Raw genomic sequence first — 12,836 nt, forward strand, 5'->3', positions numbered from 1 at the left:
TAATTCATAATTAAATATGAAATCAATACTAAAAATAGCTCTTGCAGGAGCATTCATCTTCCTTTTATCTTTCGAAGCCACAGCGCAAACGAGCAAATACAAATGCATGCTTCAAATGTCTAACTATACAGGAGAAGGCGCTTATGTAGTGGTATCGCTTATCAATGCCAAAGGAGAATACGACAAAACGCTTTATGTAATGGGTGATGACAAAAAATGGTACAAAACCCTAAAGGAATGGCATAAATTTTATTCTCAAAAACCTACTGATATCAGTGCAAAAACCGGTGCTTCAGTTACTGGCGGAGACCGTAGTATGACAACACTGGAAATTGAAGATTCCAAAATCAACAAAGGATATAAACTGCGTTTCGAAACTTCGGTTGAAGACCAAAAATATTACGTAACCGATCTTGAAATTCCTTTGACTACTGAAGGAATCGCTGATAAAACCGAAGGCAAAGGTTACATCCGCTATGTAAGATTAAATAAATTATAAAACAAGCAACATTTGTTTTTTCAACCATATAAGGCATTTAAGGTCATTTAAGCTTTCATAAAAAAACTTATATGTTTCTTAAATGCCTTTTATGGTAAACTTTTTTTAAACAAAACCCTTACTAATGACTCTTTCTTTTTGGCGTTACTCCCACTTGGCCTTGGCGGTATTTTCTTCGTTGTTTTTACTATTAGCATCCGTAACCGGAACCATACTCGCGGTTGATGCCATTCAGGAAAAAACAGTTTCTTACCGAGCCGAAAATTTTGATGCAATAACATTGGGAGAAACCTTGCCGATTCTTCGCAAAACCTATCCTGAAATAACCGAAGTAACAGTTGATCACAATCAGTTTGTAACTTTAGAAGGGCTCGACCAAAAAGACAACGATGTCAAAGCCTATATTGACCCAAGAACCGGAAAAAATTTGGGGACACCCATCAAGAAAAGCGAATTTATTCAATGGACAACAGCGCTTCACCGCTCGTTATTTCTTCACGAAACGGGACGTTTTTTCGTTGGGCTTATTTCGTTTATTTTAGTATTAATTTCCATTTCTGGCTTTGTTCTTATCCTAAAAAGACAAAGAGGCCTGCGCAACTTTTTTTCCAAAATAGTAAAAGAATATTTTGCGCAATACTACCATGTCGTATTAGGCCGATTGGCACTGATTCCGATATTGATTATTGCAGTTACAGGAACCTATCTCACATTGGAAAAATTCAATTTTTTCATTCCAAAAACAGATTCCAAAGAACAGCAGGAAACCGTAAAACCAACACTGGTTTCGGACAAAACCTCTATATTTAAGAGTACACTTTTGGCCGATGTTGAAAAAATAGAGTTCCCTTTTTCAGACGATCCCGAAGAATATTATATCATTACCTTAAAAGACCGAGAAATTGAAGTCAACCAAGTTACCGGTACCGTTGTAAGCGAAAAACTTTTCCCAGCAACAACTCTCTTGTCAAATCTAAGCCTTGACCTTCATACCGGAAGAACCAATGCCATTTGGGCTTTCATCCTTGGACTTGCAAGTTTAAACATATTGTTTTTTATCTATTCCGGTTTTGCAATGACTTTCAAAAGAAGAGCAAGCCGAATCAAAAACAAATTCAAGGCCGAAGAAAGCAAATACATTCTGCTCGTCGGTTCCGAAAATGGTAGTTCTTTACGATTTGCCAATTCAATCCTAAAACAGTTAACCGATGACGGAGAAAAAGCACATATTACAGAGCTTAACAATTACAATGTTTACCCAAAAGCCGAGCATTTATTAATTTTCACCTCAACGTATGGCTTAGGTGATGCACCATCGAATGCTGATAAGTTCGAATCTCTTTTGACCAAATACAATCAACAGCAAAAAATTAACTACACCGTAATTGGTTTTGGTTCCAAATCATATCCCGATTTTTGCGGTTACGCGAAACAAATTGATCTATTGCTTTCGAATCAGGATTGGGCGCACCGCTACATTGATCTTCAGACAGTAAACGACAAATCGGCCGAAGAATTTGTCGAATGGGTAAAACAATGGAATCACAAAACTGGTTTCCAATTGGCCACTACTCCATCGTTGTACAATCATGTCCCGAAAGATTTAGAAAAATTAATGGTAATGGAAAAAACCACAGTTTCCGAAAATGAACAAACCTTTATACTGACATTGCGCGCTGGAATGCGAAGCAGATTTACCTCTGGAGATTTATTAGCGATTTATCCCGCCAATGACAATAGAGAACGTCTCTATTCCATTGGAAGCAGTAACGGAAACATCCAATTGGCGGTAAAATTACATCCTTCCGGTTTGGGCTCCGGATTTTTATACAACGCAAAAGCGGGTGATATCATCAAAGCCAGAATAGTTCCTAACCATGCTTTTCATTTTCCTAAAAAAGCCAAAAAAGTGGCTCTTATTTCAAATGGAACCGGAATTGCGCCTTTCTTGGGAATGATTGAACAAAACAAGAAAAAAGCCGAAATCCATTTATATAGCGGTTTCCGCAAAAAAACTGAGATCACTTCCCGTTACGAAACACTTGCTTCCGAAATGATTCAAAAACAACAATTAAGGAACATCAACTTGGCATTTTCCCGTGAACAGGATCATCATTATGTAATGGATTTAATCAAAAGAGACGAAGATTTTTTTGCTGATTTATTGGCCAACGGAGGCACTATAATGATTTGCGGAGCACTAAAAATGCAGTTTGATGTCGAAAATATCCTTGACGCAATTTGTTTGGCAAAAAATAACACAACCCTTTCCAGCTATATAAGCAAAGGTCAGATTTTGACAGATTGTTATTAATTTTTTGATATTTCGACAGCTCAATATCCGTTTAGTTTGTCATTCCGACGTAGGAGGAATCTTCACAAGTAGCTCTACAAACAAAGGCTTCACGATACGGAATAGCAAGCGGAGATTCCTCCTACCTCGGAATGACAAACTTTATGAATAGAAACGCTGAAACAGAGCAATCGCGTATATAGGCAGAACACGAAATCATTATGAAAAGAAAATACTTTATAGCAATTTTATCATTCCTTTTTCTAATCCAAACAAGCAACAGTCAAGTCCTTCGAAAAAGAGCCACAATGCTCATGGGCGGGCGTTTTGATATTACAATTGTTGCCAAAGATTCTCTTTCGGCTGAACAAAGTATTGATGAAGTTATCAGTGAAATTTCAAGAATCGAATATCTAATCTCCGACTGGAAACCCAACACTCAAATATCCGAAGTAAACCGAAATGCCGGAATTCAGCCCGTAAAAGTCGATAAAGAAGTTTTTGAACTAACGAAAAGAGCCATTCATTTCTCGGAACTAACCAACGGAGGTTTCGACATCAGCTTCGCTGCCATGGACAGAATATGGAAATTCGACGGATCAATGACCGAAATGCCTTCGGCGGAAGCCATTAAAAAATCGGTCGAAAAAGTAGGTTACAAAAACATTATTCTGGACAGCATAAACTCAACCATTTTCTTGAAATTAAAAGGGATGAAAATTGGTTTTGGAGCACTCGGAGAAGGCTATGCAACGAACAAATGCAAAGAAATGATGCTAGCAAAAGGAATCAAGGCAGGTATTGTAAACGGCACTGGCGATATGAGCACATGGGGAAAACAACCTAACGGAAAACCTTGGAAAATAGGCATTACCAATCCTTTTCATCCAGATGACCTATTAGGTGCAATTCCGCTCACACAAGGTGCGGTTACGACCTCCGGATCCTACGAAAAATTTGTTATTTTTAACGGCAAACGATATTCCCACATCATAAATCCGTCAACTGGCTATCCTGTAACGGGTCTTTGCAGTGTTACTGTTGTAGGTCCAAATGCCGAAACCGCCAATGGATTAAGTACTTCGCTAATGATTTTAGGACAAAAGAAAGGTTTGCTTTTACTCGACAAATTCCCTGATTACAGTTGCCTAATGATTACAGACGAAGGGAAAGTAGTGAAATCAAAAAACTTCAGAATCAAAAAAATAAAGACTAAACTTTAGTTTTTTGAATATTAATTTCACGAAAATATAATTCTTAAAAAATTAGTGTCAATTAGTGACTCGAGCGATAGCGACTGGCGAAGCAAATTCGTGTTTATTAATTTTTAATGTTCCATTTTTAATTTACTTGGCAAATACCCAAATACCTTTTTAAACGCTACAGTAAAATGCTGCGGGTTTTTATAACCCAATTCTTCAGAAACCAAAGCAACTGAATAATCGTTTTCCATAATTAATTGTTTGGCATATTCCATTCGAAGCTCCGTCAAATAATGAAAAACAGTAGTATTATAAACGATTTTGAAATATTTTTTTAACTTAAAATCATTCAAGCCCACTTGTGCTGCAATACTCGCAAGCGTGTGTTTTTCTTTGAACTGCTCTTTGAGAATCTTCTCGACAGCAACAATTTTCAGATAATCCTGTGAACTTAAATCTTCGCTTATTTTTGTATTTTCTTCTTCATTTATAATCGTAAACAAGTACGAAAGAATCTCAACAACCTTGGATTCCAAAAACGCTTTTTTGATCGCTCCGGTATAATTGCACTGAATAATATCTTCAATCAAAATATACAATTTTGGCGATATGCTTTTACTTGAATCCCACATGGCATACGGAGTTTTATTCGTTATGGCATCAGCCAATAAAGGGATGGCGGTTTTTAAATTGGGATAAAACAATTGCTCCAAATAATCTTCGGTAAAAGTAATTTCTAAAGTTTTTCTTTTTTTAGTCCGATAATTTAAAACGCCTTTTATTACCGGAAGATAAAACAAGTTGTAATGTCCCTGCGGAATATAAATTCCTCTTTCTAATGGGTTTTCAGGGCAGTATTCATTATCTCCTTCTATTTCGATATGCAGTTTAACAAAAGAGAAATCGTGCTGAATTTCGATGGAATAGGATGCTGCCTGAATCGTTATTTCCCGAATCGTCAAATGAATTCCGTTGAGCATGATATCGGTAATAATTCCGCTGACTCCTTTGTGGTTGTAGTCAATTTTCTTCTCGACAAGATGCTCTTTATTAAACTGAATCGGGTCATTTACCACAACCGAATTTCCTTCAAATATCTCGCTTCTCATCTCAGTTTTCATAAAATCCGTTTTGCGTTACTATTAATACTGATTGCGTTAATTATGTTTTCATTAACAAAGTACTTTTGCGTAAAATTATCAATTTTTAATTAATCTAAATAATAATAACCATGATTATTACCGAAAAATCATTACTGCCCTTATTCAAAATAATTATTCTGCTTCTTATTCTTACTTCTACAAATATATTTGCACAGCAAAATACCGGAACAATTAGAGGAACGGTAACTACATCTGACGATAAAGTTGGAGAAGCTGTTACGATTACCATACTGGAATTAAAAAAATCAGCAACATCTGATACAAACGGAAATTATATTTTTAATAAAGTTCCAACAGGTAAATATCAGCTTCAAATAAACACGATGGAACATCAGCCATCAGCCAAGGAAGTAATTGTAACTACCAATGAAACAACAACCGCTGACTTTCAGCTACAATCTTCATTAAAACAATTAAATGAAGTTGTTGTAGTTTCGGCGGCGAAGAAATTTGCCGAAAAGAAAAGTGAATATGTTTCAAGACTTCCTATCAGCAATCTTGAAAATCCGCAGGTCTATACCGTTGTCCCAAAAGAACTTTTTCAGGAACAAATCGCAGTTGACTTTAGAAGCGCGCTTAGCACTGCTCCTGGTTTAAGCAACGTTACGCAAAGTGTGGGTTCTGGCGGAGTTGGATTAAGTTTAAGAATGCGCGGTTTTAGCGGTGCATCGGCGGCAGGTTCCATCCGTAATGGAATGAACACCAACTGGGTAACAATGAGCGATCCGGTAAATTTGGAAAGTATCGAAGTTATCAAAGGACCCTCAGCTACTTTATTTGGCTCTGCATTAACCACTTATGGCGGACTTGTAAACAGAGTTACCAAAAAACCTTTTGAGGCAACCAGAGGTGAAGTGAGTTATACTACCGGAAGCTGGGCACTAAGCCGTACAGCCATCGATTTTAATACCGCTCTTAACGATGATAAAACAATGCTTTTCAGGATAAATGCTGCTTTGGACAACCAAAAAACATGGCAGGATTATGGCAAAAGCAGAACTTTCATTATTGCTCCTTCATTTCAATATAAAGTAAGTGACCGATTGACTTTTGATTTTGATGTAGAAATGTACAGCGGAAGCCGAAATGCCAGCTACATTGGTTTAGGAAATTTAAATCCAGTAACTTCTGAATATAAAAGCTTTAATGATTTGAATTTTGATTTTAAAAAATCATACACTACAGACGACTTACAATCCGAAGCTAAAAACACCAATGTTTTTGCCAGAGCTACTTATAAACTATCAGATCAATGGATTTCACAGACTAATTTCTCGAATGCCTTTACAGACAACAAAGCGAATTATTTATTTCTGCTGATAAATACGCCAGCTTCAGCAACAACACAACCTTTGTTACAGCGCAGATTAATGAACATCAACAGTGTTTTCAAAACTAGTCAATTGCAACAGAATTTTGTTGGAACTTTCAATATTGGAAACATCAAAAACCGTCTCTTACTTGGATTAGATTATACTTACATCAGTACCAATGACAACAGATGGACTATTAATTCCTATGATGCATCAGCAGGTAATCCTTTGACTCCAATAAACGGCACTGCTCCATTCATCAATATGGAAAAATACAAACAGATGATTGCCGCGATGCCGGCGCCAAGCACTGTAAACAACAGAGATTTAAGAACAACAAGCGCTTACGTATCTGATGTTGTGAATTTTACCGATAAATTAATTGGAATGGCTAGTGTCCGCTGGGATCACAACGAAAATAGAATTGCAAATTATAACCAAAATGCAGTTTCTCCAAAACTGGGTTTAATTTACCAAGTAATAAAAGAGAAAGTTTCTGTTTTTGGAAACTACATGAACGGATTCAGTAATGTTGGAGCAGGTTTGACATCGAATCCTGCTGCACCGACTGAATTCAAACCAGAACAGGCAAATCAGCTGGAAGGCGGTGTAAAACTTGAATTGTTAGGCGGAAAATTAAACGGAACTCTTAGTTATTATGACATTCAGGTGAAAGACAAAGTACGTACAGATCCTAATAACTCATTGTATTCTGTACAAGACGGTACGCAGAGAAGTAAAGGTTTTGAGGCCGATTTGATTGCTAATCCGTTTAGAGGTTTCCATGTAATTATGGGATATGGATACAATGAAAGTGAATTTACATCTGGATCATCAGAAGGGAAAACACCTTATTCTGCACCAAAAAATGTCGCTAATCTTTGGATGAGCTACAAAATATTGGACGGTAAAGTAAAAGGACTTGGTTTTGGTTTTGGAGGAAATACTCAAAGCGACAGTTTTGCAAATGACACCAATACATTTACTGTAAACGGATATACCATAATGGATGCGACAGTTTTCTACGAAAAACCAAAATTCAGAATTGGATTAAAATTAAACAATATTGCTAACAAAGATTATTGGTCTTCTGATTACTGGGCTACAATGATGCCGACAAGACAATTGGTAGCCAATCTTACCTATAAATTTTAAATTTTATTAGTCTAGTTATTTTTTTCCAAGCTAATGATGGATGAAACCTTCGTTAGCTTGGTTTTATAATTAATGTATCATGACAAAGAATTCTCAAAAAACGGTAATACCAAAAAAATCCAAGCAAAAAAGCAAATGGAGCAAACTCAATCATTGGCTGCATTTGTGGTTAGGTCTCAGTTCCGGAATAATCGTATTTATTGTAGCGCTGACAGGAGTTTTATTCATTTATTGTGATAACATTATCGACGGATTGGCGTATGATTCCTTGTATGTCAAAGAAGTAAAAGCACAAAGACTTTCGCCTGAAGAAATTCTGAAAGCGTTCAAACAGCAAAAACCAGAAAGAAAGGCAAGTTATTACATCATTTACAGAGATCCCGAAAGAACCATCAAACTGGCTTCTTCTACCAAAGAACGAGATTTGCAGTTTTCATGGATTGATCCTTATACAGGCAAAGTTCTGGATTCTGGCAAAGCTTATGATTTTTTCTATGTTATTGCTCACATTCACAGCGGTCACATCCCATTTGGAAAAACCGGCAATTTGATTGTTGAAATTTCAGTTTGGATTTTCCTTATAGAACTTATTACAGGACTTATCCTTTGGTGGCCAAAAAAATGGAACAGCTCAACCAAAAAACAAAGCTTTACGATAAAAACAAAAGCCAGTTTCAAACGGCTGAATTACGACCTGCACAATGTTCCTGGTTTTTATAATTTATTACCTGCTCTGTTTATTACTGTTACGGGTTTGATTATTGTCAACAAACCGCTGGGAAATGCTGCCCATAAAATATTTGGAGGAACTCCAAAAGCCTATTCTTTATTCCGAGATATTAAACCGAAATATGACAGCACTAAAACATTTGCTCCGCTAAATCCTATTATCCAAAAATTATTTTCGAAAGATAAAAACATCAAACAAGTCAAATTATCCGTTGCTGCAAAAGACAGCATTACTACTTTATATGCCGTTACAGCCGAAAACATTGGACTGAAAGGTGTTGAAAACGGAAAAACTTTCACCATCAACCGTTATACTGGTCAGGAAATGGAAATTCCGGTAAAAGTGATGAACGGTCTGGAAATCGACGACTGGACAATGAACCTTCATATTGGTTTTTGGGCAGGCTGGATCGGAAAAACACTGACTTTATTCGTTGGATTAATCTGTACTGCTTTACCGGTTACCGGATTTATTATTTGGTACGGACGCACCAACAAAAAGAAAAAAGAACAATTAATTTAAGTAACATGAAAAAGACAGTTTTACTCCTATTCATACTTTTTTATGCCAGCAGTTCCTTTTCGCAAGACAGCATTACTATCGGAAGCAGGCATCATATTTTTTCTAAAGTTTTAAATGAAGAACGAAACTTTTGGATTTACCTTCCACCCGATTACAACAATAAAAAATTTGCTCCAGCCAAATATCCAGTAGTTTATTTATTGGATGCTGAAAATAATTTCCATTCGTTTACTGGAATCCAGCATTCACTGGCAAAAGGGCCTTATGCAATGATTCCGCAAATGATTGTCGTGGGAATTACAAATACCAACCGCACCCGAGATTTAACTCCAACTGAAGCTAATCGACAGGCTTTTTTCGATAAAAGCAAAAAATTCTTTGACCAAAGCGGCGGTAATAAAAATTTCATTTCTTTTTTGGAAACCGAACTGCGTCCGTACATCGATTCCCGTTACAGAACTTCTGGCTATAACATATTAAATGGACATTCTTTTGGCGGGCTGACAGCTGTAAATATTCTGCTACACCATACCAAACTGTTTAATGCATACACTATTATTGACCCAAGCCTTTGGTGGGATAATGAAATCATGATCAAAAAGACGGATTCTATTTTCAACAAAAAAGATTTTGAGAACCGCAGTATTTATGTGGCTATGGCCAATAAAATAAGTATTCCGCAGGACACAACAACTGATATGGCAAGAGGAATCAGAAAATTTGAAAAACTATTAACTTCCAAAAACCCTAAAAATCTCCGCTGGGCATTTAAATATTATGAAAATGAAGACCACGGAACGGTACCCATTCCGGCAGAATATGATGGTTTGCGGTTTATTTTCAAAGAACATTTGGTACAGGTAAAAGAAGCCATGCAAAATCCGTCATTGGTAGAACAGCAGTTTGCAAAACTTTCGAAACAAACTGGTTTTACATTTATTCCAACAGAAAGCTATTTGGACTGGATGGGAAACTTTTGTCTGGAAAAAAAACAAACTGACAACGCGCTTGCTTTTTTTATGATGGCAAAAAAGTATTATCCGAACAGTGGAAATGTCTATTTAAGTCTTGGTAAAGCTTATGAAAATAAAGGAGAAAAATCACAGTCCAAACTTTCCTATGAAAAAGCAATACAGCTTTCGCCAAATAATAAAGAAGCTAGAAAGCTTTTAGAATCAGAATAAAAATCTGAAAGCACTTTTTTAACAAAAAATGAAATAAAAAAATTTGCCTTTCGTCTTTTGCAGGAGGTTTTTTAGTCCTTTTGAAATTACAACCCTATCATTATCAACATAAAAGAGCCAGTAGAAAATCAAAAAACAGAAAAAATAACAATTAAAAAACTGTATTCCAAATAGTTAAAAATTTATTAAAATATTATTGATATTTAGTCTAAATAAGTTGCAGTATCGAAAATGAGGTTTTATATTTGCACCGTTATTTTTAATTATTCCAAATAAAACGGCATGAAATACATTTTAATCCCCATTACGTTCTTTGCTTTCTGTTTAAACAGTCAAGCGCAAGACGTTGCAAGTAACGCAAACAGCACAAAAGACAATAGCCTTTACTATTTTGCTTCCGACAGCATAAAATCAGTAAATGATACTGTAAAGAAAAAAGGCCAGCAATTAAAAGAAGTTATTGTTACTGGAAATAAATTACCAAAAGTTACTGCTTTACGCTCTGGATTAAAACCAATGGATACGCCCCAAAGTGTACAAGTAATAGGCTCTGAAGTAATCGAACAGCAGCAGGCAATCCGTTTGAGCGACGTTATCAAAAATGCAAATGGAGTTTATGTAAGTTCAGCCCGTGGTGGAGCTCAAGAATCATTTTTCTCAAGAGGTTACGACATGGGAACCAATAATATGTTCAAAAATGGTTTTCGTTATAATGCAGGTTCCATTCCAGACGTAGCCGGATTAGAACGTGTAGAATTCCTTAAAGGAAGTTCTGCTTTACTATATGGCAATGTAGCTCCAGGAGGAATTTTAAATCTAGTTACTAAAACACCCTCTTTCAAAAACGGTGGTGAAATCACGATGCAGGCTGGAAGTTATGCTTACTATAAACCATCTGTTGATTTCTACGGACCTCTAAATAAGTCTATTGCATACAGAATTAATGCTTCTTACGAAAACTCAGAAAGTTTTAGAGATGTCGTAAAAAATGAACGCTTATATGTGAACCCGTCCCTACTTTTTTTAGTATCTGATAAAACACAAATTACTTTACAGGGAGATTACTTGGATGCTGACTGGACTCCCGATTTTGGAACAGGGATCATTGGAAAAGAAATATTGGATTTACCACGCAATGAATACTTTGGTGCACTATGGTCTACTGGAAATACGAAATCAGCCAGTGCTTCTGTATTATTAAATCATGATTTTAACAAAAACTGGAAGTTAAATTTCAATAGTTCTTACCAAACTTATAGAAGAACTCAAAAATCAACTTCTCAATTATCTAATTTAGATGATCCGATAATTTACCCTACTACTGGCTACTGGAACAGAGCATTAACTCAAAATAAAAACTTAGAACAAATAGCTGGTGACCAATTGAGTTTGCAAGGAACATTTAATACAGGAAGCATTAAACATCAAATATTTACTGGTGTAGATTGGGAAAATTCATTTACAACCGGTTATAACCTCGCATTTAATGAAAAGGCTGTAGCTGTAAGACAATTTGATGGATCATACAAAAACGATCCTAATCTATATGATACTATTTATCTTTTTGATTTTGATCCCTCAGCACAAAGAAATGATATCCCAAATGCTAGGACTACTCAAATACTAAAAACAGATACTAATCGTTTTGGGGTCTATTTTCAAGACTTAATTTCAGTTACTAGTCAAATTAAAGTTTTAGCTGGTATTCGCTGGTCTTGGCAAGAAGCAGAAGCTACTACCTATAAAGAAACGCTGACAAATGGTGTTCAGACTATATCTCCTGAAAATGCAATTCCTACAGTTGCTGACAAAAAAATGGATAATGCTTTTTCTCCAAAAATTGGATTAGTATACCAGCCACTAAAAGATATGTCTTTATTTGCAAGCTATTCTAACTCATTTACACCAAACACAGGAAATACATTTAATAATGAGCCTCTTGATCCTTCGATTATAGATCAATACGAAGCAGGTATTAAAACAGATTTTTGGAAAGGAATTTTAAGCACTAATATTACTATTTATCAAATTACAAATGACAACTTAGTTCAAACGGCGGCATTTAAAGCGGATGGAATTACCCCTAATACTGACACAACTTTAAAAGTTTTAAGTGGCGAAACAAAAAGTGAAGGAGTAGAAATTGATGTTACTGCAAGACCTCTTGAAGGTCTAAGCATCATTGCTGGATATAGTTATAATGATATGCGTTACACAGAAACATCTGGTAAAGAGGGAAGTTTTATAGAAGGAGACCGTGTAGCAAGAACGCCAAAAAACACAGGTAACTTAAGCTTCTTTTATACCCTTCCTACAGGAATTCTAAAAGGATTATCAGTGGGGGCAATTGGTAATTATATCGGCAACCGTATAGGTGGATGGAATAATCAATACTACTACGCGACAATTTTTGATCCTGCAACAGGTTTACCAGTTATTGATGTAAGTGATCCCACGAAACCTAAACCATTAAAATCAACTACTCTAAGCATTCAAGAAAGAGAAATCCCCCTAGAAGGATATGTAACGGTTGATGTATCGGCAGGTTATGCTTGGAAAAAATTCTCAGTCCTTTGTAAAGTATCAAACATCGCAAACGAGTTGAACTATACTGTACACGAAAATTACAGTGTGAATCCAATTGCACCAACTCAATTTATGGTAAGCTTGAAATACAAATTATAAAAACTGTTAATTAAAAGCTTTTTATTTTTTTTTCCAAAACTTTTTCTGTCTATTTCATCTTTTTGAAAACAGAAAAAGTTTTTGGTTTTT

General features: G+C 35.8%; 8 protein-coding genes. 7 read left to right on the forward strand and 1 reads right to left on the reverse strand.

The genetic code is table 11. The features are described 5' to 3' along the window. Positions 1–16 precede the first annotated feature (16 nt). From C8P67_RS11455 to C8P67_RS11465, 3 genes are all read left to right on the forward strand, one after another. Positions 17–499, forward strand: coding sequence for a DUF2271 domain-containing protein (locus C8P67_RS11455; RefSeq protein ID WP_115813318.1), 483 nt, complete (start codon positions 17–19; stop codon positions 497–499). Between the two features lie 124 nt (positions 500–623). Next, on the forward strand, positions 624–2,813 hold the full coding sequence (locus C8P67_RS11460; protein WP_115813319.1) for a PepSY domain-containing protein: 2,190 nt from the start codon (positions 624–626) through the stop codon (positions 2,811–2,813). Between the two features lie 200 nt (positions 2,814–3,013). Continuing rightward, positions 3,014–4,015 carry an FAD:protein FMN transferase gene (locus tag C8P67_RS11465; RefSeq protein WP_170141455.1) on the forward strand — a complete coding sequence of 334 codons (1,002 nt, stop codon included), beginning with the start codon at positions 3,014–3,016 and terminating at the stop codon, positions 4,013–4,015. 104 nt (positions 4,016–4,119) lie between these two features. Here C8P67_RS11465 and C8P67_RS11470 read toward each other — a convergent pair whose 3' ends face one another. Then, a complete protein-coding gene (locus tag C8P67_RS11470) occupies positions 4,120–5,115 on the reverse strand; it encodes a helix-turn-helix domain-containing protein (RefSeq protein WP_115813321.1) in 996 nt (331 codons plus the stop codon). Between the two features lie 110 nt (positions 5,116–5,225). On the opposite strand from C8P67_RS11470, the gene C8P67_RS11475 reads away from it, so the two are divergent. The 4 genes from C8P67_RS11475 to C8P67_RS11490 all read left to right on the forward strand — a co-directional run bounded on the left by C8P67_RS11475 (position 5,226) and on the right by C8P67_RS11490 (position 12,746). Next, complete coding sequence (locus C8P67_RS11475) at positions 5,226–7,625, forward strand: TonB-dependent receptor (RefSeq protein ID WP_115813322.1); 2,400 nt, start codon at positions 5,226–5,228, stop codon at positions 7,623–7,625. Positions 7,626–7,704: 79 nt separating this feature from the next. Further along, positions 7,705–8,877 (forward strand): PepSY-associated TM helix domain-containing protein, encoded by a 1,173-nt coding sequence (locus tag C8P67_RS11480; RefSeq protein WP_115813323.1) that lies wholly within the window; start codon positions 7,705–7,707, stop codon positions 8,875–8,877. A 5-nt stretch (positions 8,878–8,882) separates the two neighbouring features. Next, entirely contained in the window at positions 8,883–10,061 is a 1,179-nt protein-coding gene (locus C8P67_RS11485) for an alpha/beta hydrolase-fold protein (protein ID WP_115813324.1), read from the forward strand. Between the two features lie 282 nt (positions 10,062–10,343). Next, entirely contained in the window at positions 10,344–12,746 is a 2,403-nt protein-coding gene (locus C8P67_RS11490) for a TonB-dependent siderophore receptor (protein ID WP_115813325.1), read from the forward strand. Positions 12,747–12,836 lie beyond the last annotated feature (90 nt).

The organism is Flavobacterium aquicola, from assembly GCF_003385115.1.
In the GTDB taxonomy this organism is placed as follows: Bacteria; Bacteroidota; Bacteroidia; order Flavobacteriales; family Flavobacteriaceae; genus Flavobacterium; species Flavobacterium aquicola.